23 protein-coding genes are annotated in these 21,999 nt (G+C 58.3%); 15 read left to right on the top strand and 8 right to left on the bottom strand.

Annotated elements, in window-relative coordinates; genetic code table 11:
• The first annotated feature begins 292 nt into the window (after positions 1 to 292).
• Positions 293 to 1,000: a phosphate signaling complex protein PhoU gene (gene phoU / locus B0G75_RS12730; RefSeq protein WP_106305326.1), complete on the top strand. Its 708-nt coding sequence runs from the start codon at positions 293 to 295 to the stop codon at positions 998 to 1,000.
• Positions 1,001 to 1,050: 50 nt separating this feature from the next.
• Here phoU (B0G75_RS12730) and B0G75_RS12725 read toward each other — a convergent pair whose 3' ends face one another.
• Positions 1,051 to 1,242, bottom strand: coding sequence for a permease (locus B0G75_RS12725; protein WP_258194448.1), 192 nt, complete (start codon positions 1,240 to 1,242; stop codon positions 1,051 to 1,053).
• Positions 1,243 to 2,125: 883 nt separating this feature from the next.
• Here B0G75_RS12725 and B0G75_RS42025 point away from each other — a divergent pair.
• Complete coding sequence (locus tag B0G75_RS42025) at positions 2,126 to 2,398, top strand: DUF4148 domain-containing protein (protein WP_106305323.1); 273 nt, start codon at positions 2,126 to 2,128, stop codon at positions 2,396 to 2,398.
• 244 nt (positions 2,399 to 2,642) lie between these two features.
• Here B0G75_RS42025 and B0G75_RS12715 read toward each other — a convergent pair whose 3' ends face one another.
• Entirely contained in the window at positions 2,643 to 2,915 is a 273-nt protein-coding gene (locus B0G75_RS12715; protein ID WP_106305320.1) for a hypothetical protein, read from the bottom strand.
• A gap of 117 nt (positions 2,916 to 3,032) precedes the next feature.
• Positions 3,033 to 3,317 (bottom strand): hypothetical protein, encoded by a 285-nt coding sequence (locus B0G75_RS12710; protein ID WP_258194447.1) that lies wholly within the window; start codon positions 3,315 to 3,317, stop codon positions 3,033 to 3,035.
• Between the two features lie 407 nt (positions 3,318 to 3,724).
• Here B0G75_RS12710 and B0G75_RS12705 point away from each other — a divergent pair, with 407 nt between their 5' ends.
• The 4 genes from B0G75_RS12705 to B0G75_RS12680 all read left to right on the top strand — a co-directional run bounded on the left by B0G75_RS12705 (position 3,725) and on the right by B0G75_RS12680 (position 7,529).
• Positions 3,725 to 4,447: a hypothetical protein gene (locus B0G75_RS12705; RefSeq protein ID WP_258194413.1), complete on the top strand. Its 723-nt coding sequence runs from the start codon at positions 3,725 to 3,727 to the stop codon at positions 4,445 to 4,447.
• A gap of 96 nt (positions 4,448 to 4,543) precedes the next feature.
• Positions 4,544 to 5,038: a ferritin-like domain-containing protein gene (locus B0G75_RS12700; RefSeq protein ID WP_106305314.1), complete on the top strand. Its 495-nt coding sequence runs from the start codon at positions 4,544 to 4,546 to the stop codon at positions 5,036 to 5,038.
• An 869-nt stretch (positions 5,039 to 5,907) separates the two neighbouring features.
• Entirely contained in the window at positions 5,908 to 6,345 is a 438-nt protein-coding gene (locus B0G75_RS12695; RefSeq protein ID WP_106305311.1) for a response regulator, read from the top strand.
• A 995-nt stretch (positions 6,346 to 7,340) separates the two neighbouring features.
• Complete coding sequence (locus tag B0G75_RS12680; RefSeq protein WP_106305302.1) at positions 7,341 to 7,529, top strand: CsbD family protein; 189 nt, start codon at positions 7,341 to 7,343, stop codon at positions 7,527 to 7,529.
• A 445-nt stretch (positions 7,530 to 7,974) separates the two neighbouring features.
• Here B0G75_RS12680 and B0G75_RS41290 read toward each other — a convergent pair whose 3' ends face one another.
• Positions 7,975 to 8,229 carry a hypothetical protein gene (locus B0G75_RS41290; protein ID WP_258194412.1) on the bottom strand — a complete coding sequence of 85 codons (255 nt, stop codon included), beginning with the start codon at positions 8,227 to 8,229 and terminating at the stop codon, positions 7,975 to 7,977.
• Between the two features lie 720 nt (positions 8,230 to 8,949).
• Here B0G75_RS41290 and B0G75_RS12670 point away from each other — a divergent pair.
• The 5 genes from B0G75_RS12670 to B0G75_RS12645 all read left to right on the top strand — a co-directional run bounded on the left by B0G75_RS12670 (position 8,950) and on the right by B0G75_RS12645 (position 15,049).
• A complete protein-coding gene (locus B0G75_RS12670; RefSeq protein ID WP_106305299.1) occupies positions 8,950 to 9,300 on the top strand; it encodes a hypothetical protein in 351 nt (116 codons plus the stop codon).
• Between the two features lie 1,445 nt (positions 9,301 to 10,745).
• Complete coding sequence (locus B0G75_RS12660; RefSeq protein ID WP_106305293.1) at positions 10,746 to 11,006, top strand: P-II family nitrogen regulator; 261 nt, start codon at positions 10,746 to 10,748, stop codon at positions 11,004 to 11,006.
• A 655-nt stretch (positions 11,007 to 11,661) separates the two neighbouring features.
• Positions 11,662 to 13,539: a potassium transporter Kup gene (locus B0G75_RS12655; protein WP_106305290.1), complete on the top strand. Its 1,878-nt coding sequence runs from the start codon at positions 11,662 to 11,664 to the stop codon at positions 13,537 to 13,539.
• A 306-nt stretch (positions 13,540 to 13,845) separates the two neighbouring features.
• Positions 13,846 to 14,070 (top strand): dodecin family protein, encoded by a 225-nt coding sequence (locus B0G75_RS12650; protein WP_106305287.1) that lies wholly within the window; start codon positions 13,846 to 13,848, stop codon positions 14,068 to 14,070.
• Positions 14,071 to 14,470: 400 nt separating this feature from the next.
• Complete coding sequence (locus tag B0G75_RS12645) at positions 14,471 to 15,049, top strand: phasin family protein (protein ID WP_181309240.1); 579 nt, start codon at positions 14,471 to 14,473, stop codon at positions 15,047 to 15,049.
• Between the two features lie 613 nt (positions 15,050 to 15,662).
• Here the strand turns inward: B0G75_RS12645 and B0G75_RS12640 are convergent.
• A complete protein-coding gene (locus B0G75_RS12640) occupies positions 15,663 to 15,926 on the bottom strand; it encodes a hypothetical protein (protein ID WP_106305281.1) in 264 nt (87 codons plus the stop codon).
• A complete protein-coding gene (locus B0G75_RS12635; RefSeq protein ID WP_181309239.1) occupies positions 15,919 to 16,581 on the bottom strand; it encodes a ParB/Srx family N-terminal domain-containing protein in 663 nt (220 codons plus the stop codon). The genes B0G75_RS12640 and B0G75_RS12635 overlap by 8 nt, the downstream gene beginning before the upstream one ends.
• 153 nt (positions 16,582 to 16,734) lie before the next feature.
• Here B0G75_RS12635 and B0G75_RS12630 point away from each other — a divergent pair, with 153 nt between their 5' ends.
• The 4 genes from B0G75_RS12630 (at position 16,735) to phoU (B0G75_RS12615) (ending at position 19,463) form a co-directional block, all read left to right on the top strand.
• Positions 16,735 to 16,959 (top strand): CHAD domain-containing protein, encoded by a 225-nt coding sequence (locus B0G75_RS12630; protein WP_106305275.1) that lies wholly within the window; start codon positions 16,735 to 16,737, stop codon positions 16,957 to 16,959.
• 164 nt (positions 16,960 to 17,123) lie between these two features.
• Complete coding sequence (locus B0G75_RS12625) at positions 17,124 to 17,432, top strand: SMP-30/gluconolactonase/LRE family protein (RefSeq protein WP_106305272.1); 309 nt, start codon at positions 17,124 to 17,126, stop codon at positions 17,430 to 17,432.
• 703 nt (positions 17,433 to 18,135) lie between these two features.
• Positions 18,136 to 18,582, top strand: coding sequence for a hypothetical protein (locus B0G75_RS12620; RefSeq protein WP_106305270.1), 447 nt, complete (start codon positions 18,136 to 18,138; stop codon positions 18,580 to 18,582).
• 173 nt (positions 18,583 to 18,755) lie between these two features.
• Positions 18,756 to 19,463: a phosphate signaling complex protein PhoU gene (phoU, locus tag B0G75_RS12615; protein ID WP_106305699.1), complete on the top strand. Its 708-nt coding sequence runs from the start codon at positions 18,756 to 18,758 to the stop codon at positions 19,461 to 19,463.
• A 608-nt stretch (positions 19,464 to 20,071) separates the two neighbouring features.
• Here the strand turns inward: phoU (B0G75_RS12615) and pstS are convergent.
• A complete protein-coding gene (gene pstS, locus B0G75_RS12610) occupies positions 20,072 to 21,091 on the bottom strand; it encodes a phosphate ABC transporter substrate-binding protein PstS (protein ID WP_106305268.1) in 1,020 nt (339 codons plus the stop codon).
• 634 nt (positions 21,092 to 21,725) lie between these two features.
• A complete protein-coding gene (gene hfq, locus B0G75_RS12605) occupies positions 21,726 to 21,992 on the bottom strand; it encodes an RNA chaperone Hfq (RefSeq protein ID WP_106305266.1) in 267 nt (88 codons plus the stop codon).
• Positions 21,993 to 21,999 lie beyond the last annotated feature (7 nt).

Raw genomic sequence — 21,999 nt, 5'->3', positions numbered from 1 at the left:
TGCGTTGTTCTGGAAGTAGCAATATCATGACCACCCCATTCGGACCCGGAAGCGATTCCGGGTCTCTTTTATACGCGGCAACTATGCGCGATTGTGGTTCGCGAATTGCAGGCATACCGTAGAGTTGGTCGTGACCCAGGGCTAAGCGTCGCACTGGACGGTCAAGTATCTGTGAGAGGTGGCGCCCCATCGGCGAGTTCGCGTCGGCATGGTTCCAAGGATAGAAATTTCGAACCCGTGCTGCTGGAAAATTGCCGGCTTTTGTCACGGCCGCTTTGACCGAGGAGCGACCATGTCGGACAAGCATATCTCAAGACAATTTGATGTTGACCTCAACCTGCTCTCAGGCCGGTTGCTCGAAATGGGCGGCCTCGTGGAATCGCAGATTGCGCTTGCTATGGAGGCAATGAACACATTGGATTTGCCACTTGTTGAGCAGGTCCTCGATGGCGAACGTAGGCTCAATGCGATGGAAATTGAAATCGACGAAGAAGTTTGCAACATCATCGCTCGTCGACAGCCCGCCGCACGTGACCTGCGACTCCTGATGGCCACGTCGAAGTGCGTCACAAACCTTGAGCGCGCAGGTGATGAAGCCCGGAAGATTGCGAAGCGGACGCGCCGCATTGGCATGGAAACCAACGCACGCAGCATCAACATTTCTGAAATCAAGGTTTCCGGCGAAATGGCCTCGCACATTCTTCGCAGAGCGCTGGATTCATTTGCGCGGATGGATACCGTTGCAGCAGCACAGATTATCCGGGATGACGAAGCCATCGATAACGAGTTTCGAGCCTTCGTGCGCAAGCTCGTGACGTACATGATGGACGACCCTCGGACAATCTCGATTGGACTGGACTACCTGTTTATCGCGAAGGCCATCGAGCGTATTGGCGACCACGCGACCAATATCGCCGAGTCAGTTGTCTACGTGGTCAGCGGCACTGATGTTCGCCATGTACCACGAGACCAGCTTAACCCCGACGCCTCCGGTAACTGATACGTACCGCGAGACCATCGCAAATTAGAAGGCCACCGCGAGAAACACCGTCATCCGTCCGCCGTAGTACTTCCGGTAGATGTTGAGGATGGGAAGAATGATGAGGTTGCAAAGATGAAAGAGGCGACACAGCCGAAACTGATGCCGCCGTTCCACAGTACTGCAGCGAGCGGCACCTTTCCAGCGGAGCAGATAAACGACGCAACCGCAATCAAGGGGCCGACAAATGCACTACAAATCACTGAGGCCGTCGGATGACTGACGAGGAAGAATTTCTGCCAGAAGCTGCCCGGCACCCTGGGCGCCGAGCGCGCTATCGTGCGTAATTCAAGTCGAGTTCCGGTCACGAGCGTTATGCGTTCGCGTGAGGAAACCGGATAGCGTCCGGCACGTCGAGGGGTCGGCGCGCAGCGACAACGCAAGGACGCGCTGCCTGCGTCGCGCCGCCGAACGGTTCGCCTGCAAGAGTTGTGGCTCGTCCCCCTCGGGGCTGCCGTCTTTTTCCCACAGCTCGCTCGGCCTACCGTTTCTACGGCGGAAGGCGCGCAGCCGAGAGAGCTTTCACTCACAAAACAAGGCGAGTGTTAGCGCTATGACATGCCGCTTTGAATATCTTCAACACGTCTGAATATTGGCCGGAAAGTTCGACCCGACCTCCTAATATTGTGGTGTGGCTCACGAAGCATCCCGCTAGTGAATTGTCGAGCCAACATCTACGCCTTGGTCGACTCGGTGTTGAACGGGACCTGGTATCGGGGGCACTGGGCCTGCTCAGACCGGCCATTGTCGTGGTGGACGCATCAGCCCGTGTCCGATTCGCCAATGGGGAGGCCGAGTTGCTTCTGGCGCGCGCAGACGGCGTTTCATACGGCGCGCATGATTTGTCAGTCGTCACCGTAACGCAGACAAGCCGCCTTCGAGCGCTGGTGCTCAGACAGCACGCATTGCACCGGGCAGTGCCGGGGACGAATCCGCACGATGTGAAGCCCGATGGTCGCCGACTTCCTTCGTCCTGAGGAGTACGCTGCCAGGTAACCGATTCGACCCGTCGGTACGGGCCGTCGCCGAGGCAGGGTCGGGATAATCTGACCCTCCTGCTTGGTTCGAACGACCGAACCACGTTAGATGGAGTACATGGAGATGAAACCGCTCAAACTAGCAGCATGTAGTGTCGCCGCTCTCGCATTCGGGTACGTTCAGGCTCAGGAGACGTCGCCTGCAATGCAGGCCACCAGGCCTGCCGTATCTTCGACAGACTCTGTTGGCGGTGTCTCTGCCACGACCAGCGAGTCAGGCGTGTCAATGGGCAAAACGCGGGCGCAGGTCAAACAGGAACTTCAGAGCGCGCGCCAGTCGGGTGAACTTGACCGGATAAACGCGGAGTATGGCGGGCAGTAAAAGACAGAGTGCGCGATTCCGGCGCAGCGACCGTCCGCCGCCTTGTCACCATCAACAAGTTTGCAATTGGCTCCTGCCGATGGCCTCGGCGTGGTCCGGCTGTTACTGCATTGCCACGCAGTAACATTATGTGAGTCACTGCGCGTCGCTCGTCCGACGGAAAGGCGACTCGATGGCTGCGGACCAGCCCGCGTGCGCTGAATTGCGAGCGCCACGATTCACCGCGGCGAAGTTGCGACCGCCGTCAAAAGGTGGCGGCGGTCGCATGCATGAGAGGATGCTCTGCGGCCAACTTCCGCCCGTTGGTAGGCTGCGGGAATACGTACCAACTGCCGTCATCGTGTCTGAAGAAGAATAATGCGCGCGCTCCGGCCGGGGTAGACGTCTCGACGCACACGTAGCGTCGCCCGCCCGTTCTCGTGCGGCTGAAAGCGGTCACATGAACTGGCGTCGCGGGCCCCGATGCGAGCCATTTTTCGACCTGACAACGCAGGGATTGCTCATTGGTGTTCTTCATGTCCCCCTCCAGTAAGTCTGAGGACAACCGACGTCGGAAAGAGCGCAGGCCGCCAACGCCAGCGCTGCATCTTGCCTTTCGCTGTGCTGTCGCTAGCGGTGGCGCTGGCAATAAACGCTATTGCCCGATTTGCCGGCTTAAGCGGTTTTCCTGCTGGTTCAACGCAAGGTCTTCCCGCCTGGTGATGTGGCTGCCGTTCTGACTTGCCATGTCACGCTCCTCCTGGCGAATCTGAGGGTCATCGCGATGCAGTCTCGCCGCCTTGGCGTGCGATATTTCGCCTTCCCTGACTTCCTGATGAATACGACGGTCCTGATTCGCGAGTCGCTGATTGACTTCCGCGCGGCCGGGATGAGTCGCGTCCCAGTTAGTTTGCGCCGATGCAACGCCCGTGAACGACATCGCAAGCGCTGCAACCGCGGCGATTTTGAAGGCAGCGGTGTCCATGTTGGTCTCCGATTCAGTGGAGGGGACGGCTTCTGGCCGTTCATCTGCTCAACGTCCTGGACTATCGCGATGTTGACCGCAAAGTTGTGAGTTCTGAAACCGAATATTTCGTGTCGGCTGGACTTCTCAGAGTCGTGCAAACGGAGCGGGGTTTTCACGTCGGACGCCTCGTTACACAAGAAAACACCTGGCGCCGGGCGTCAGGGATGGCCCGTGGTCAGCGCGGCAAACCACGGATTTGAATAATGCCCAGCCCGCGTGGGCAGTTAGCCACCCGCCCGTGGAACGCCGCTTGCGGGGCTCTCGTGCCGGGCTTCTCCGGCGGATGCATCTGAAGCAACCAATTCAACCGGAGACTGGCCATGCGACTCCTAGTAACCCAAGCGGGCCTCCCGCGCGTTTCGTGGGGAGCGGTATTCACCGGCGTCATCATCTCGCTCGTTGTTTATCTTGCGATGAGCGTGCTTGGCACGGCAATCGGTGCGTCATTGCTCAACCCCTTATCTCAGCCAAACCCCTCCCGGGCGTTCGGTTTCGGCTCGGGCGTCTGGATGATTATCACGACGGTCGTGTCCGTGTTCGCCGGAGCGTACTTTGCCGGTCGCTGTGCACCAGTTCTTGGCTGGTTGCATGGGCTGCTGGCGTGGGCGGTGATGATTCTCTTTGTTGTGTTCGAGATGGCATCACTCATCGGCGGTGCGGTCAGTGTCGCAGGGAACGTTGCGTCGGCCAGTGCGACGGTTGGGGCGACAGCGAGTCAGACGAACGCGGGTAATAGTGCGACAAATGCACTGGCGGAACAGGCGCGCAACGCCATCGCCTCAGTGACCGCGGTAGCGTCCAGTTCGCAAGCGGAAGCGGATGTGCGACAGGCGGCCGACACTGCCGCACGTGCCGTTGCTCGCGCGAGCTGGTTTTCGGTGGCCGCACTGGTTGTCGGCGCCGTCATAGCGCTCGGCGCAGGAGCACTTGGTTTCCGGCATCAGCCGGCAGTCGAAAGCGGCGGAGCCTCCAGGGCGTCGTACGCCCAAGGTGCGGCGCTCGCGACCGGTCCGGAGGATGAAACGCGGCGCCGCGTGCGTTAGCAGAGCGGCGGGCGCACGCTCCTCTCATGAGAAGCGAAGCATGTCACACCCGCACCCGCTGGCAGGTGCGAGTCGAAACCCAGTGAAGGAGTAGCCATGACTACGAAGACGCTGAAGGATTTGTTCATCCACTCGCTGTCCGACATTTACAGCGCCGAAAAACAGATGACGAAGTCTCTGCCCAGGATGGCGCGCGCATCAACCAATCCGGGTCTCAGGTCGGCATTTGAGAAGCACCTGGAAGAAACGCAAGGTCAGATTGGAAGAATTGACGAGGTCGTCGAGGCCACCGGAATCAAGCTCAAACGCGTCAAGTGCGTTGCCATGGAGGGTCTGGTCGAGGAAGGCCAGGAGCAGATTGACAACATTGAAAGGGGCCCGGTCCTCGACACCGCTCTCATCGCTGCGGCCCAGAAGGTGGAGCACTACGAAATCGCCGCATATGGCTCGTTGATAGCGCTGGCAAAACAGTTGGGCGAGATGGCCGCTGTTGACCTTTTGGGCGAGACGTTGAAGGAAGAGAAGGCGACCGACGAGAAACTTTCCCTGCTTGCGGAAGAGAAAGTCGCGGCAGAGGCGCTGGGCAAGTAGTGCCATCCGGCTTTCGCCAGCGGCGGGCCTCGCCGCTGGCATTGAAGTGGCTGCAAACGCAGTTGCTTGAGCGGTAACCCTTGACACTGCCTCGTATCAAAAGCCAATGCCGCCCGTGAGCGCCCGCGCTGGACGGCGCGGAGAGCAATGGATTTCCTTCACCAAAAGCGTTGCCCCGTCCCGATAATCGCTTCTTCAGCGAGCGGCCAGCATCCCGACAATGACGCCGCCAAGTGCCGCGAATGCTATCGCCTCCGCGGGCTGCCGTGAACCAAGTCGTCGGTTGAATCCGACACGAGGCGGTAACGGGTTACAACGGCCTCCTGTGTGTCGGCAAGAACGTCTTTAATCACGGCTAGCGTCGCTTTCGACGCTGTCGTGCTATCCGCTCGCGCAATTTGCTGCCTTTTCCTTCCGCACCCTCCACCGGCGGCTGGGCAAGCACAGCCGGTCCATTACCTTGGAAACTGCTGTCTTTAGAGTCGGATGCCGGCGCGCTGGCCGCCGGTTCCATTGCTTCCGAAACTGCCGACCGCGACAAAGGCGGCGCCCCGGACGTGCTTGACGAAGCTTTGTTGCCATTCGATTCGTCCATGATTGCCTCCACTTGATTGACGTGCGGCAGCAGCCAGGCGCGGACGGTCCGACCGCGGAGCCGAACTCAGGAAGCAGACCGACTTGAATGGTGAATGGCTTTTCGATGGTTCAGCGCGAGTGTTCGGCGGCCGGTTCCGGTAACGCTCGCCTGCCCGACCTGCAACGCCCCCAGGCTTACAGTCCGGCGCAGACGAACCCGCCTCTGGAACTTCGGTCTTTGCATCACGGTATGGTTGTTGCGCTCGAGTGGTTAGCTGCTTCGGACGTTCCCAATGCCAACCATCCTTCTAGTAGATAACGAGCCGGACATTCTGGCCGCCTTGAGCATGGCCTTGGAATGGCGTGGATATAGGGTCCTCCTCTCGGCGGACGGGAAGGCCGCGCTGGACCAGGCTGGAAAAAGCATGCCGGACCTAATTATCACGGACTGCAGCATGCCTGAAATGGACGGCGTCGATTTATGCCGCCAGCTCAAGTTGTATCCCGCCCTTGCTGCGATACCGGTAATCATGGTCTCGGCGCACGCGCAGCCTCACCGGAAGCCAGCCCTCTGGAGCGCGTTCTTTCTCAAACCGGTCGACCTTGATGCGTTCGAGTCAACAGTGGCATTGCTGCTGTCATCGCGACCTTTGCGCGAAACGCTTCGCCCGGTGTGTTCCGACCGTGCGATGTCGCGATGGGCGCCGGTATCTTCGGCATTCATATCCTGAGGCCCGCAGAGGCCCGCGGTCGAGTAGCACGGTCACGCCGGGTGCCTACGACCGGGAGTGACCCCGCTGCTGCCATGCCTATCAGGCGAGGCTGCGCATCCAATGGGGCGGACGTTCAATTCCCTGCAATTCCGATGGTTATCAAATCAATCCCCAGCTTGCCCCACTTCGATTCGCCAGGATGTATTGCAGTTTTTCGAGTGATAGCGGTTTGGTCAAGTGGTAGTCGAAGCCTGCAGCTAACGCTCGTGATATGTCGGACTCCGCGGCGTAGCCGGTCAGTGCGACGAGCGTGACGTTTCGCAACGACTCAGCGACACGAGGCACGAACTATGCGGCGCCTAGGTCATGCGAGCGGCAGACGCTTGCATGAGACATCTGCTCTGAGAGGGTGAACCATGAGACATTTCGGTAGGACGTTTTGCGCTTCGGCTCTCGTGATGGCACTGTCGGCAATAACGTACGCACAGGCCGGTGGCAATGCTGACGGGAAGGCAACACCGGGTGTCGCAGCCGGATGGATGAAGACCCCGAACGAGGGGGGATACGGTTCTCCGGATGTCACGGCGAGTGGCGTCGGTGAGGCGCGCAGTAGCCCTTCGACGGGACGTTCCAACAGCGGTAAGGCCAATGGTCTGAATATGGGTACACGTAGCGGCGCGAACAGCGACGTCAACAGCACACGGAACGGCCCAAGGCAAAACGGCCAGTAGGGGTAACAGCGGGTTGCACGCGGCGTCAACATCGCTACAGGCCCACGTCGACGATGCATGAAATCACCGACTTTTCGACTCAGGCAGGCGCCACGCGCCAGGTCAGGGGCTGGCGCCTTTCGGGTCGGTGGCGCGCGCCGAAAACGTCGCAATGCTTCGGCCGTTCCGCGTCCCAGGACGCATCTCCCGCTCCCCGCCGTTTGCTTCACGAACGAAACGCTTTTCCGATAGTGTCGCAATCTGGTTAACGCGACGTCGGTCGCATATTCGGAGGAATGCATCATGAACAAGGACCAGGTCAAAGGCGTTGCTCAAAAAATGAAGGGCAAGGTCAACGAGGCAATGGGCAAGGTCACCGGCAGACCGTCCCGGGAACTGAAAGGCGATGTCCAGCAAGCCGCGGGACAAGCCAAAAAAGACGTCGGTGACGCCAGGGAAGCGGCGAAGGACCGCACGACGCGTCACCATTAACCGCATGCCTGCGGGGCTTGGGCGAACGCGTTGACCCAGCGTCGAAGGCTTCATCAGGCGGCTCACTCGAGAAGTCGGTCGCCGGTCCTTTTCACGAGAGAGACTTTGTCGTTGACAACGCTTTCGTCAAGGTTGGGGCGGGGCGCGCTGGCGACCTTGAATCCGGCCTGGAACGCCGCGACGGCAGCGGTCAGCGCGGCGTCTTTGGGTCGGGCCAGAGCCAACCCTTTCGTGCCCCGGGCGCATTCCGCCCGGCGGACTGCGCGACCCCGACTGGAGTGACTTCCTCCGCGGCACCATGCCCTCGGTCGTCCGAGACGTTCCTTTTCCTCTCAGGGAGCCCCGTCCCGAACCACTTCACCTTCTTCTGGATATGAGCGACGTAGGAGTTCCAGCGTGAGGGTTGCCGTCCAAGAGCTCGTGTTGGACGGTTTCACGCAAGAGCTTAGCGGTTGAGCTCGGCATCGAGCAGTTCTCTTGGCCACAGGAAGAACGCGCTGGCGACGTGTGCGCTGAAATCGTCCACCGTCATCGTCGGGGCAAGCACCCGGAGGAACTCGAAGTCCCGAAACAAGTCCTGTTCCTTCGCAAACTGTACCACCAGCGTGTCGGGCGCGCCTGTCCGGGCCGAACAGCTCAAGGCTTCGAGCATGTCCCCGAGGTGAAGTAGCAGTTCTCGTCTGTCAAATCGGTCGTCCATCGGATATCTCCACGCGCTGCATCCACTCCACGTATAGGTCGGTTTTTCGGCGGAACGCCTCGTCCGGCCGCATCTTACCCCGGCGCGTCTTCGTCGACTAATGCGTCGTCATCCTCGGACTGCAGGACGGGGGCAGCGCTGTCTGGCACGGACGAGCCGGAGGAGCCCGGGGTGTCGCTAGCTGGCTCATCCTTATCATTGTCGCGCGCTGCGGGGCGCGCCTGTCGCTTTCGATAGTTCGTCATGATTTCCTCGATGGCAGAGACGTAAGGTCCTACCGGGTGCTGCTTGTGCGGATATGCCTTTGGGCGCGCAACGTGTATGCCACAAGGAAAAGCCATTTCCCCGGGTGGCGTGCGTGCCTGCTGCCAGCCAGCGACATCCCGGGCCGTACGATGCAGCCGAAGTCGAGGTTCATCGGGAGCAAGCCGCTCAATCGCGTCCGCCCTCAAAATTTCAAGCGCAGCGCGGACGTTTGCCTCCGAGCCCGAAATAACTTCGATGTAGCGGCATTTTGAGGGGACAATAATAATGAGACGCGAGAACGCACGGCAGGCGACCGGCCGCTCGTCGTCGGTCCATTCAGCCGATGCGGGGCCTCGAAACGGTCGGCCCTCTCACCGACTTGTGCGCAGTCGCGCGCAGTGTAGTCTGCGAATCGTTTCGTCGGGCGCTCGCGTCGCAAGCGGCGAAATTCGTTCGGCGGTAACGAGGCTCGTTTTGAAATCAGCACTCCAGGTCAAGCTCAAAGCTCAATTGTCGACAGCCCTCATTGCAGGCACCATCGCACAACTCAGCGCGCTGCTGCTTTCACTTACTGTCGACCTGAGCGCGGGCGCCGTATCACCTACCGCTCTCGTTTGGTATGGCGCGGCGACCGTATTACTTGCCTACCGATGGGTCATTTTTGACGCACGCAGGGCATTCGGCGCAGCGGTCAGAAAGGGCCATGTGGTTTTGGAAGGCCGTCCGCCTCACATAACCTGGATTTGTCCAATCTTTCCCGGGCGCTGGCTCACACTCCTGCATATTCATTTGCATCCCGGACTGGGCGAGGACAAGGGGATGTGACGCTGAACCCGCTGCTTGCAGGGGCGTACCGGTGAGTACGCCGGGGTCCAGAAATTCAGGTGACAGGCCAGTTCTGCTGTGATTCGCCGGCGCGACGATACGCTCGAGCCACGCCCGCGTTGAGGCCTTCGCTTGCCAGCATCACGTGCGGCGCCTCAGCCCGCGACAGCCCCGCGTCGTGTCGCGCCTCAGACCGCTGAACCTCCAGGATGTGCCCGTCCGCTGCGCGCACTGCCAGGCACGTCCCATGCGCGCGTGTGAAGGAGTCAAGTGGGGAGTCCGTGAGCAGAATATTGCTGGTAGGCAAAGAGCCTCATCTGATTGAGGTTCTGCGACTGTGTCTGAAGTCTGAGGGTCATCACATCATGACGGCGCTCGATGGCCTGGAGGCGTTCGAAATGGTGTCTGGGAGACTTCTGGACGTCGTTATCACGGATGGGAAGATGCTGGATGGACCCGGTGTATACAAATTGCTCCGACACGCCCGCCCGCCCGGGGAAAGGCCTTCCGGTCATCCTTCTATCCGACGGCCCGCCGCCGACAGACCCGCACGCGTCCGTTTTCGGCGCCTATCTTCCAAAGCCAGTGGCCGTTGAGCAATTGCTAACTCTGGTTTCGCAACTGGTTTCAGAGAGACAGAATGTGGCTGAAATATAGAGGCACCAGCGGGCGCACGTTGCTCAGTTGGATGGGTAGCCATTTTCGCCTCCTGATGGTTTGTGTACCATCAGGTGAGCAACGGCTGTTCCCAAGCGGCATCAGCCTGCACCGAAATATGCGATGGTATAGAAGCGCCGGGAGCGTAAATCAGTGCCGTTCATTCGTGCGGAGAAGAACCATCATGATTGGCATTCACAGCCAGAACTAACAGAGACAGCATTCGTTTCGTCCAATCATATTCGTTGCTAGTTATCGGTCTGACCGCATGTTTCTCAGTGGGAAGAGGCAACCTCTAGCTCCAACCGCCGGTGCACTGCGGTCATCAGGGTTCGACCGATACCGGTGCAATGGGGCGGCGGCCTGAAATTTAGGGTCCTGCCCAGGCTAACTGACGTCGCTACAATGTCTTTTAACTCTTTCACTCGAAGTGAACTTCCTTGAACATGTTAACCATTGGTCTTTGCGGGAGTCTGTTATTCGGAGGTGCACCAGCGACCGGCGGTTGCGGCGTGGGTGGGCATGTAGCTTCGCCGTCGGAGAGAGTTTCCCGTGTTTGCTTTGCGACAGTCTGTAGCGGCAGAACCTGTACCGGCATCGTTCATCACAAAGGCGCATGCACAGCGGACGGCACGACGCCGAAATCTCGGCGTTCACCATTCCCGTCTGCAATGCTTCGAAGACCACATGGCGGTGACATGCGAGGTTTACCTAGGGCATCGCAGAGACAGCCTGGAAGATGAGCCAGGTCAGAGTTCAGGATTCCGACAAGACTCAGGCTGCAATGGATGAAAAATGCGGCATTAAAGGAGTATGAGACGGTCTCGCGAACTATCGGAGGATTCGATGCGCACCCGAATCTCTTCGCCGATGACTGGGCAACGGAGCACGTCAAAATCGAAATTTTCGTACAGACGGAAAGCGTCGATGTGCTAATCAGGACAATCATGGATATTGCACATGTTTGCACTGCCGGCGACGGGGTCGTTGCAGTCATGCCGGTGGAGAAATTCTTCAGCGTTCGTAGTCAGTCCGAGGCGGTACTCTGATTCGACGTGTGTGCGGCAGGTCGGACGAGCAGTGCCTATGTGCCTGCTCGTCCCGGTCTCGGTGACCTGTCTGTCACGTCCTCGCCAACCCCAGGCGCCGCAATAGTTCAGTACCCTCCGATGTCAACCGGAATTCGGCGTTCCTGGGCGTTGTTGATACGATTTCGACCAATTGTTCTTGTTGAAGGGGCACAGCATCTGGGTCTGCGAGCGACGCCTGTCCTGGCGCGCTGAACAGCACAAACAACATCGCAATCTCACGAGGACTAAGGAGCTTCTTCTTTACTATGCAAAGCGAGCGCAAGAGTCAGTCCGCCTACTCCAGCGCCCACAATCAAGATTTCCGCCGTGTTGTCCATGTGAGAATCCTGTGTGATTGAGAGTCGGTCAAGCGTCTCGACCACGTCAACATCATGGTCGACAACCAATGCATAGACTTGCGCGAACTTCGCGGCTACGGATTCGGAGCGGGCAAGAATGGCACCCGCCTATAATGACTGTCACAAGGGGAAGCGCCGTCGCGGCGAACTGCCGGAACGTAAGCGGAGGTCGGTTGCTGTCGGATGCGATGCGACGGTTGCAGAAGTTGTAGTGGGCTGGAGCAGCAGTTTGCTCCGCAGTTACATGCTTTGAGGCTCAACAATGAGGCGGCGTCGTGACTACAGACTCCAATAAAAGTAGCATTGCTGCGCTGACGCTGGCTGCCATTGGAATTGTGTACGGCGACATTGGAACCAGTCCGCTTTACACAATGAAGGAGGTATTCGCGAAACATCACGGTCTTTCGCTTGTCCCTGTCAATGTGCTGGGGGTGGTCTCGCTGATTTTGTGGGGCCTCATAATCGTGATTTCGCTCAAGTACGTAACTCTTGTTTTGCGGGCGGACAACCGAGGGGAAGGCGGCATTATGGCGATGACCGCGTTAGCGCTATCGTCGGTCACTCAGAAATCCCGTTGGTACTATCCGGTGATGCTGCTTGGCATGGTCGGCGCAGGGCTATTTTTCGGCGACGGTGTGATTACGCCAGCCATTTCAGTCTTGTCGGCCATTGAAGGCTTGGAAGTGGCCGCGCCTGCTCTTAAGCCGTATGTTATCTCTGTGACATTGGCCGTTCTGGTTGCATTGTACTTGTTGCAGCGCAGGGGCACAGCCGGTATCGGAAAATGGTTCGGCCCGATTGTGCTGGTCTGGTTCATTACGCTTGCTGCGATGGGCGTTGCTAATATCGCTAAGAACCCGGTCATTCTGATTGCCTTCAATCCGCTCCACGCCCTCGGCTTTCTCATCCACAACGGGTGGTTGGCCTTCGTCGCCCTCGGTGCGGTTGTCCTGGCGCTCACCGGTGCGGAAGCGCTGTATGCTGATATGGGCCATTTTGGCAAGAAGACAGTTCGCTTGGCCTGGTTCTCTATCGTCGCTCCCGCGCTGGCACTCAATTACCTCGGGCAAGGCGCCTTGTTGTTATCGAATTCGGCAGCGGTTTCGAATCCTTTCTTTCTGCAACTGGGCCCTTGGAGCGTCTATCCGCTCGTAGTGCTCTCGACGATGGCGACGGTTATCGCATCGCAGGCGACAATCTCTGGTGCATTTTCAGTGACTCAGCAAGCTATTGCGCTGGGCTTCCTGCCCCGTATGCGTATCCTCCAGACCTCTGAAAGTCAAAAGGGGCAAATCTACATCCCACTCGTCAATTGGCTCCAGCTCACGGCTGTCATATTGGCCGTCGTGGGATTCGGCTCGTCTTCCAATTTGGCTTCGGCCTATGGCATTGCTGCGACCGCTACGATGTTGACGACGACGCTGCTGACGTTCTTCGTTGTTCGTTTCGGCTGGAAATTTCCGCTGTTGCTGTCGGTCGCAGCGACCGGATTCTTTTTGACGATTGACGTCGCTTTGTTCTCTTCCACGAGTTTGAAAATCATTAGCGGCGGCTGGTTTACGCTAACAATCAGTGCGCTGATGGTCATGCTCATGCTGACGTGGCGAAGGGGGCGCGAACTGGTATTCCAAAGCCTCCAACGCCAACTCATCCCTCTCGAAGACTTCCTCCAGTCGCTCTTCATCAATCCACCGCTACGCGTGCCTGGTACGGCCGTCTTCTTCCGTGCAGAAGGTGACGGCGTACCCCATGCACTGTTGCATAACCTACTGCATAACCAGGTGCTGCATGAACGAACGATATTTTTGACTGTGTACGCCACCGACATCCCCAGAGTTCCGGATAGGGAACGCATCAAGGTGGTCCCGCTTGGACACAACTGCTATCAAGTCAACGTCTACTATGGGTTCTCGGATGAGCGCGACATACCGCGCGCTTTGCAAAAAGGTCGGCATGCTGGACTCTCGATTAACCCGATGCAAACCTCCTTCTTTATCGCCCGCCAGACAGTCCTCGCCACGCCGAAAGCCGGCATGGCGCTATGGCGGGAAGCCTTGTATTCCACGATGTCTCGCAACGCTCGCGACGCGGCTGATTACTTCAAGATTCCGCCCAATCGGGTCATCGAACTGGGAGCGCAGGTAGAGATTTGAAGGGTAATGCCGACTCGAGCGAAGAGTTTCGGCTCCGTCCTTGGCTACATCACGTTGGAAAAAGTGGCGATAGTTGCCTGTACAGCGCTCGGAACGAGGCCAATCGCTCCATTGAGCGCCGGCCTTCTTAGGAACGAACGCCTGCGATATAGGTGGCCGGCGCGCAACATCCGAAATTCTCCACCGGCCGCTAACCAGCCGAGACGCGCGGCTCCGAGGGCAGCGACGACGGTTGGCACGTCGGGGCCTATGATGAAATGACCGAGGTGCGGGAATCGCGCCTCCTAACCGAGAGGAGTGGAAATCATGGCCACGCAGGACACTGAATGCAGCGTTTACAGCGTCACTGAGATTATCGGCACCAGCCCGAACTCCTGGGAAGATGCCGCGAAGAATGCTGTGGAACTCGCTGCGAATTCGCTACGAGATTTGCGCGTTGCCGAAGTCGGCAAGCTCGACATGAGGGTTGATGGCGGCAAGGTCGTCGAGTATCGCGCGCGCGTATCTTTGTCATTCAAGTACGAAGCCTGAGTGGCGGCTCGCAGCGGCGGCGCGCACTGCTCTGTGTGAAGAAAAACGCGCAGGAAGGCGCCCAGATAAAGGCCGTCAGGCCGTCGCCCTTGGCATTCGCGCCGGAGCCGGCCCAGCGGCACGGCCTGGGTCGCCCAGAGTGCTGAGTCTTGCCCAGTCATGCCGACACGACACCTGCCGTTCGGATGCCAGCTGTGTCGCGTGCATCGTTGTACCTGCCAGCGGTCTGTATGGCACGCCGCCGGTCGTGCCGGTTATGATTCTCAGGATAGCTTACATTGCACAGACTCCCTGGAACAGCCCTTGCTCGCAACCAGACTCCTGCCCAGTAGCCTTGTTCGGGGCGGCCATAGAAGGATGGCTTCCGGATTACCGCTACCTTACCCAGATGGAGGTTGTAATGAGCAGTCTTTCTGGTCAACCAATGGTTGCTTTGCAAAGAGCCAGTTTGGAAACGCTGTCCGATGTATGGACCAAGGCATTTGGCTGCATCGAAAAGCTGACCGAACTGAACGTGCGGGCGGTCAAATCGACGCTTGCCGAAAATCAGGCAATCGCAGACCTGGCATTGTCAACGAAAGACCCGCAGGAACTATTCGCCCTGCAGGCAAGGCGGGCGCAAGCCGCCATGCAGGAAGCACAGTCGTACTGGCGGCACGTGAGCACCATCGTGTACGGCACCCAGGCCGAACTTGCCGCGAGCGCCGAGGCCCAACTGAAGCAGCAACAGCAGAAGACGCAGGCGTTGGTAGACACGGTCGCGAGCAATGCGTCGGCGGGAAGCGAAGCCGCTGTGAGTGCGATGCAATCGGCTGTCACTGCCGGCAGTGAGGCGACGGACGGGACAATTGAAGCCGGTAAAAAGGCCGCCGAACAAGCACCGGAAATTGCCGAAGACTACATTGAGGCAGCAACTTCCGCCACAAACAAAGCGACCCAGCAGGCCGTTGAACAGGTCAAAACTGCGCGGAAAAGATAAGTGTTAGTCGACATGCCCTGTCGACACTGGTAACTGCCTGCCGCGCATCCCTTCGGCTTCGGGGTTCTCATCGTAAGGGCCCCCGCCTGAGCGGCGTGCGCGGAGCGTGGGTGGGCATCCGGACGGTTTAAGCACGTCATCGAGAACCGGCGCAACACGGCGCGACCATCGTAGCATTTCGCTGCTGACCTCGTACTGTCGCATCGGTCGTGGTCCCTGTCGCTTAACTGACCTGAGGAGCGAGTTAGGCGCAGCGATGGTGGTGATATCCGCGCGCGCACCAATCGCCTATTCGAGTCACGATGTCCGTCCCAACACCCGTCACCATTCCAGCCGATGACTTGTTCAGAGCCCGCGATGACTCGCGCTGGCGCGTACGGGCGGGCTGCTCATAGACGGCAGAGTAGCGGTGGCGCATACACAGGCGGCCGCTACATACACGGCTGCCGGAAACCCGATAGTTTGTCCCACGTCGACGTGAGCCACTGCTGCCCCTGAAGCACGAATGCCATTCAACCACATGAAAAAAGCACATCGACAGGACACTCACACCACGGCAGACACGTGCTCGCCGTAAGACCGCGTCTCAATCGGAGCAGATATTGGGGCGCTACTAGGTTGCGCGCCAACCGGGATTCCGCGCGCATTGCTGGGAAACGAGCTTATTTCCATCCATCACCCGCGCGACGTAGGCTCGGTCTTCGGCGTCAAGTATGTGCGCCCATTGGGCGGCGAGATTCTCATCGAGTGTCTCAAACACGCTGACCTGCATGTCGGTTTCGCCAGTGAACGCCCGTAACGTGTAGGTTGCATCAACGGGGAGCTCGAGCAAGCCTTCGTCCTCAAAACAGACCTCCACAATATAACGTTTAGTCATGCTCGCGACCCCCGGTTGGAATGAGCCCGGGAAGCTGCCTCGCCTCGGGCAACCGCGAGGCTGCGAACGCTTCCGCAAGCATGAGTGCAAATCCATCCACTGTCGCAGGGCGCCGGGCAACGTGTCCTCTCAGGAAATCAGCCCACGCGAATTTGGCATTGAATTCACCCGGATTTTCAAAAACGCCTGCTGTTCTTACAAATGCAGCGAGGCTCTGAAAGAGGTCGTCAGGTATTGCTTCAACAGACTCAGGCAGGTCAGAGAGCGGAAATTTCCGCCCGTTTTCATCAAAGGGGTGCAGCCAACCCCGCTCCGACATGGTCTTCGCGAATTGCTCTCCCGTGAGGTCGCGGAAATCTTCCCTGATGCAAACCGGCGCTTCCGGCAGGCCCATGTCAAACCATGCGCGCGCCCAATGATGATGGTCAATTATGTGGAGCGCCCCTGACGGCCCATGAACAACTGCGACGGCCTGTTCTTCTGCGAACGCACGTCTTGCTTCAGGTCCAAGCTCAAGATAGGTCGCCTCCTTCGCCAGTACCTGAACGTAGCCGATTGCCCCCTGCGTGGGTCGCAACAGGCACCACGGCACCCAGCGCGGCGAGCTGCCGCCGTCAGCCGCTATGCCGCTTCCCGAATTCGATTGTTCATCCATATGCGGCTCCGGAAGTGACGACGCGTTGACCGGACACGCCACAAGCGCCGCAAATCTTTTCGAGCAAGCGCCGCGCCTACCGGTCAGCAAGCCATCCCGCGGAAGGTACGGTTCTTGGCGCCTCTGATGTATCTGCAAGGCGAGGAAACAACCATGGATACAGACGAAGGCAACCATACGCGCGGCATCGAAGCGCTCGCGGAGGCGAACTTCACCACCTATCCCAACCCATTAGTCAGCGAAGCCATCGAAGAGGCGGCTGCTCTTCGGAGCAATACCAATGCCGAGAAGCTTCACAAGCTTCGCGTAGCACTGCGTCGGCTGCGAACACTGCTTTGGGTCTATCGGCCGATTGTGGACGCACGAGCCATGCGGTAGCCTGTTAATTGCATGCTCTACATCAGCCCGGCCAGTTATGCCGCGTGCTGCCGGATTGCCCAGCAAGTTCATGCATTTTGTGCTTTCCAATTTTCGACGAGCACCAGCGCCTTCGGTAAGTTTGACCAATCGAAGCAACGGAGTTATGTTGATGTCCGCAGAATATGGGTCAACCTCGACGAACACGCGCTGCTGCTCGCGGTACGTGTGCGAACGCGGTGTCGCGAGTGCCAATCCTCAATGGGGGTGTCGCGAGCGTCGGTACGTTCATCCAGCTTTCGAGCGGCGTTGGCCCTGACGGATTGGCGCTCGATTCCTCGAGCGGTCTGCTGATTGCCCATGCTGGTACGGGAGCCGTCTGGGTCTTCAACGCACGAGTCGAGCCGACCTACCGTGTGAATACGCCGGCCGGCAATCTCTCCACGAACCTCGCTTTCGGCGGACCTGAGAACCGAGACATTTTTTATCGCTGAATCTCGCAGCGCTCAAATTTATCGGGCACGCGTCGAGGTTCCGGGGAAAGTGATGGTCTTGCACCGGCCACAGGCTAACGGCACGTCGTAGCGAGTGGAGCGACTTGCTCTGCCAGGTTACCGCTGTCGCCGCCCATCTATTTCTCTTGCTAGCCAAAGAGTTGCAACCTTGTCCGGCACCGCACATGTCGCGTATCCAGTCTAAGATAGCCATATCCATTTCCACGACAACGACTAGCCGACCTGCTCGCAGTCGCCCCTTTCTCACCGCACGACTACGCTCGCGGACCATGAGGCGGTGCAGGCGATAATGGAGCAAGTCGGTTCGTGGTTGTCCGGCCGTCGACTTACGGTTTCGACAATCGAGTGCTCGTCAACGCGTTGCGGGTCGCCCGCCACACGCACCGACACGCTTTTCGGTATGTTTCGCGTATTTTCCAATTCGTACCGAAGGCGTTGTGGATTACATGCTAGCGAGGGACAGGGCTTCGCGAGGCGCCAGGTTACATCGCTTGAGAACGCCCATGTCCGCGCAGCATCCTCACATTAGCCTACCGCCGGCTGACTCATCGCACGCCAGCTCCCAACTGCCTCTCGGCCCGTTCTGCGTCGCGAGTTCGGCAGTCGATAAGACCCGCGCGGTCTGGTAACCGCCAATAAACGGTATATACTGTTTATATTGTTTATCAATCTGGAGATTGCCATGAGTGAACCCATTGTGAGGAAGCCGACGAAGAACGCCTTTCATTTTCCCAAGAATGCCAACGGCCACGCTAAAGCCGATGCGAAGCAGGTGAGTGAGGAAAACACTCCCGCAGCCCCAGATGTCCAACCGGCACCGACGAAGACCGCCAAACAGAAGCGCGCAAAACCCGTTGAGACTGAAGCAGTCAGTCCTGCGGTGGACGTGAAGGCAAAACGCGTTAAGAAAGAGAAGGTGGTGCGCGACAGCTTCACAATGCCGAAATCCGACTACGAGAAAATCGCGGCACTGAAACAGAAGTGTCTGGACGCAGGCGTCTCGGTGAAAAAGAGTGAGCTTCTTCGCGCCGGCCTGCTTTTGCTCGACTCGGCGCCCACCGCAGAGGGTCTGCTGGCCGCTGTTTCTGCGGTCGAAACCGTCAAGACTGGCCGACCAGCAAAGTCGTAGTGATACCACGCCGCAGGCAGGCTATGAATGGGGGCCCGAGGGCCGTGATAGCAGCTATGCGCATGTCGTCTTTCTTCGGCCATCGGTGCTTCGACGCCAGCGTGCCGTGATGCAGTGGTTGCTAAATCGAACGGGGCTTGTGTAGCCGGCCGGTTCGGCTGACGGGGGTTCAAATGCCCGATAAGCACCTTTCCAGCGGATTCGACGCGGACCTCAATCTGGTGTTGTCGAACGTCTTCGAGATGGGCGGCATCGTTGAGTCACAAGTCGTCAATGCAATGCAGGCGCTCCATCACTTCGATTTGGACCTCGTCGGCCGAATCCTTGTCGACGAGCGTCGACTCAACGCGATGGAAGCGGAAGTCGACGAAGAGTGCATAAACATTATTGCGCGGCGCCAGCCCGCTGCACGCGACCTGCGTTTGCTGATGTCAATCTCGAAGACCGTCACGAACCTCGAGCGTGCCGGGGATGAAGCGCGGAAAGTAGCGAAGCGAACGCGTCGTATTGCAGATGACGGTAGGGCAAGGACCATCGACGCCACGGAAATTACCTTATCTGGCGAGATGGCGATAAGTCTCCTCCGGCGTGCGCTTGATGCATTCGCCCGCCTGGATACGGTTGCCGCAGTTCAAGTCGTCCGCGATGATGAAACTATCGATGAACAATTTCGTGCGTTTGTACGAAAATTGGTGTCGTGCATGAAGAAGGACCCTCGAACCATCTCTATCGGGCTGCACTATCTCTGCATTGCCAAGGCCATTGAACGTATCGGCGACCACGCGACGAACATAGCGGAGCTAATCGTCTATATCGTCAAAGGCAAGGATGTCCGCCACATCCCCCGAGAACAACTCGAGCGCGTAGCCCTGAGTGAGTGAAAGGCCGCGCAAGCAGGGCGAAGCCCAACGCGCGTCTCTGGCGAAGACGGGCTGACGATTGCCTCAGTGGCAGTCGTTAACCGTGCACTCGCATCCGTCGCGTGGATTGCTTGCGATGCCAACGTGCGACGTCAATCCAATAGTGGGGCGGGTTCAGGAGTGAAGCCCACCAGCGGGTTTAATGTTTAGAGCTTAGAGCTTAGAGCTTAGAGCTTAGAGCTTAGAGCTTCGAGGTTGACTTGCTGAGGCGACGGTCGCGCGGAGGACCTTGAATGGCGAATGGAAGGCATGAGTCGCGCGAGGTGAGCTGTTCCGACTCTCTGGCAATAGGGTCGCACGTTCCGACTGCCGACCGAAAGGTTTGTGCCTTTGGGCAGATACTGGCGCAGCAGCCCGTTGGTGTTTGACGCCATGGTGTTGACCGGCTCGTCAGAGTTGCCGTGAGCCATTCAATTCTCCAGGAGCTCAATCCAGGGAAACGCCGCGTCATAGAGTCTGACTAGACCGCATCGCTCACTAAGACTCAGATGACCCGCTCGCCGTGAGCGTAAACTGGCACGAGTCACATTGATACATATTGACATTTGCATACAAACCGTCCTCGAACGTCACTGCGCGGTGATTGCCTTGCCCGACGAGTTCGTTATTCTGGTGCGTAACTGCATGCGAACTTCGTCCGCGACGGCCGCCGGAAGTGGAATGTAGTCTAGGTCTTCCGCCGCCTGCTGACCGTTGGTGAATGCCCAGTTAAAAAATTTTAACGTTTCCTCACCACGCTCCCGCGTCTCCTGCGTACTGCGCAGTAACACGAACGTAGCACCGACGATGGGCCATGCATTCTTGCCTGGCTCATTGGTTAAAATCGGGAAAAGTGATTTAGACCAATCGGCACTAGCCGCTGCCGCTTTGAATGTTTCCGGACCAGGTCGGACAGCAGCGCCGGCCGCATTTTGCATGGCCACATAGGTCATGTGGTTCTGTTTCATGAAATCCCATGCAACATAACCGATGGCTCCCGGCAGAATCTTCACGAAGGTCGCAACACCTTCGTTGCCCTTGCCTCCTATTCCGCGAGGCCAAGGCACCGAAGTCCCCTCGCCGACCTTGTCCTTCCATTCGGGATTGACCTGCGAGAGAAAGTGCGTCCAGATAAGTGTCGTGCCGGAACCGTCAAGACGCCGGACTACGGCAATCGGGGTGTCCGGCATTTTCATCATAGGATTGATTGCTGCAATGGCCGCGTCATTCCAGTAGATAATCTTGCCGAGGAAAATGTCCCCGAGCACCTGACCGGTGAGTTTCACTTCGCCAGACTTGATGCCCGGAAGGTTGACTACCGGAACGACGCCGCCGACAACCGTTGGGAACTGGAACAAGCCGTTTTTCGCGAGCTCGGCCTCGTTGAGCGGTGCGTCCGAACCGGCGAAGTCGACCTGACTCGCGACGATTTGCTTGAGGCCATCCGTCGAGCCGACACCGCGATAGTTCACCTTACCGCCGCCTGCTCCCTGATAGGCGCTTGCCCATTTGGTGTAAAGAGGCGCAGCAAATGTGCTACCGGCGCCGGTGATTTCAGCGCCACTGCCTGAAATGGCGAACAGGGTACCAGCCAGACCGACCGTAAGCATCAGAGCATGTTTCACGAAAACCTCCTTGTGACTGTTTTTGAAGGTCAATGAGTGAAACTCATCATTTAAACGGCGTGAAAATATTATCGTTTGTCTGATAATTTAAGAAGTGACTTAGACCGCGAGGATTTCGTCGAATCACCGTAGTGTAGTGCTCAACTGGCTCGGGAGGCACATGCTTTCAGAGGCTTCGACGCTCGCCAAGCTGACCAATTTCATTACAGGATGAAGGAAGGGTGGCGCGAACTGAATCGTTCTATCACCGGCGTTCGAAGAGAGACAAGAAGATATAAGTCTTTGGCCGACTGCGCGGAATTTGCGGTCTCCTGTCGACCGCATTAAATGCTGTGGCCTTGGACGGTCAGTACTCGGCTGAGTGGGGAAGATTTTGTGCGATGCGCATAAAGGCCGGCCTCGAGTGTGCGGGTTCGGTCGTTTCAGCGAGATTGGCGCGGTGGACAACAAAAGGCAATTCGGTGCCGAGATTGACCCGACGCGGCAGTCGTCCATTAGTAACCCAAAAAAATAGTCGGGTCATTTTTTCTGCATGGCATGCAGGTTGTTTACGTCGCGTCGTTATGCGCCGACGAAAGGTAGGGCACAACATGTCATGACACTCTCGCCGGACGCGAGGTCACAAGTGATTCGGCTCGTCGCGACGCGTTGATGCCTCGGTTCGGTCGCGTGCCGGGCCCCTACCATTGACCGGCATCACGGTCGAAATGGCATGCTTGAAAACAAGTTGCACACCTGGGCCAGACTCTAACAGCACTACAAACTGGTCAAAGGCGGCCAGTTGGCCGCTCAGTCTGATGCCGTTCATGAGGAACACGCTTACATTGGTCTTGTCCTTCACGAGCGTCTGCAAAAAATCGTCTTGCACCCCTGGACGTGGGGTCATGTTCGAG

This window comes from Paraburkholderia sp. BL18I3N2 (genome assembly GCF_003001875.1).
Lineage (GTDB): Bacteria > Pseudomonadota > Gammaproteobacteria > Burkholderiales > Burkholderiaceae > Paraburkholderia > Paraburkholderia phytofirmans.
Note: the sequence above shows the minus strand (reverse complement) of the source record. Positions and strands in the feature narration are given on the sequence as shown.

Bases quoted from the DNA above. Each gene is read 5' to 3' on its own strand.
- B0G75_RS12625 (WP_106305272.1), top strand. From the start codon at position 17,124: ATGGGTCAACCTCGACGAACACGCGCTGCTGCTCGCGGTACGTGTGCG.
- B0G75_RS12635 (WP_181309239.1), bottom strand. From the start codon at position 16,581: ATGGATGAACAATCGAATTCGGGAAGCGGCATAGCGGCTGACGGCGGC.
- B0G75_RS12710 (WP_258194447.1), bottom strand. From the start codon at position 3,317: ATGTCGTTCACGGGCGTTGCATCGGCGCAAACTAACTGGGACGCGACT.
- B0G75_RS12650 (WP_106305287.1), top strand. From the start codon at position 13,846: ATGGCCACGCAGGACACTGAATGCAGCGTTTACAGCGTCACTGAGATT.
- B0G75_RS12645 (WP_181309240.1), top strand. From the start codon at position 14,471: ATGAGCAGTCTTTCTGGTCAACCAATGGTTGCTTTGCAAAGAGCCAGT.
- B0G75_RS12680 (WP_106305302.1), top strand. From the start codon at position 7,341: ATGAACAAGGACCAGGTCAAAGGCGTTGCTCAAAAAATGAAGGGCAAG.
- B0G75_RS12620 (WP_106305270.1), top strand. From the start codon at position 18,136: ATGAGTGAACCCATTGTGAGGAAGCCGACGAAGAACGCCTTTCATTTT.
- B0G75_RS12660 (WP_106305293.1), top strand. From the start codon at position 10,746: ATGAAAAATGCGGCATTAAAGGAGTATGAGACGGTCTCGCGAACTATC.
- hfq (WP_106305266.1), bottom strand. From the start codon at position 21,992: ATGACCCCACGTCCAGGGGTGCAAGACGATTTTTTGCAGACGCTCGTG.
- B0G75_RS42025 (WP_106305323.1), top strand. From the start codon at position 2,126: ATGGAGTACATGGAGATGAAACCGCTCAAACTAGCAGCATGTAGTGTC.
- B0G75_RS12640 (WP_106305281.1), bottom strand. From the start codon at position 15,926: ATGACTAAACGTTATATTGTGGAGGTCTGTTTTGAGGACGAAGGCTTG.
- B0G75_RS12700 (WP_106305314.1), top strand. From the start codon at position 4,544: ATGACTACGAAGACGCTGAAGGATTTGTTCATCCACTCGCTGTCCGAC.
- B0G75_RS12630 (WP_106305275.1), top strand. From the start codon at position 16,735: ATGGATACAGACGAAGGCAACCATACGCGCGGCATCGAAGCGCTCGCG.
- B0G75_RS41290 (WP_258194412.1), bottom strand. From the start codon at position 8,229: ATGGACGACCGATTTGACAGACGAGAACTGCTACTTCACCTCGGGGAC.
- pstS (WP_106305268.1), bottom strand. From the start codon at position 21,091: ATGCTTACGGTCGGTCTGGCTGGTACCCTGTTCGCCATTTCAGGCAGT.
- B0G75_RS12715 (WP_106305320.1), bottom strand. From the start codon at position 2,915: ATGAAGAACACCAATGAGCAATCCCTGCGTTGTCAGGTCGAAAAATGG.
- phoU (WP_106305326.1), top strand. From the start codon at position 293: ATGTCGGACAAGCATATCTCAAGACAATTTGATGTTGACCTCAACCTG.
- phoU (WP_106305699.1), top strand. From the start codon at position 18,756: ATGCCCGATAAGCACCTTTCCAGCGGATTCGACGCGGACCTCAATCTG.
- B0G75_RS12695 (WP_106305311.1), top strand. From the start codon at position 5,908: ATGCCAACCATCCTTCTAGTAGATAACGAGCCGGACATTCTGGCCGCC.
- B0G75_RS12705 (WP_258194413.1), top strand. From the start codon at position 3,725: ATGCGACTCCTAGTAACCCAAGCGGGCCTCCCGCGCGTTTCGTGGGGA.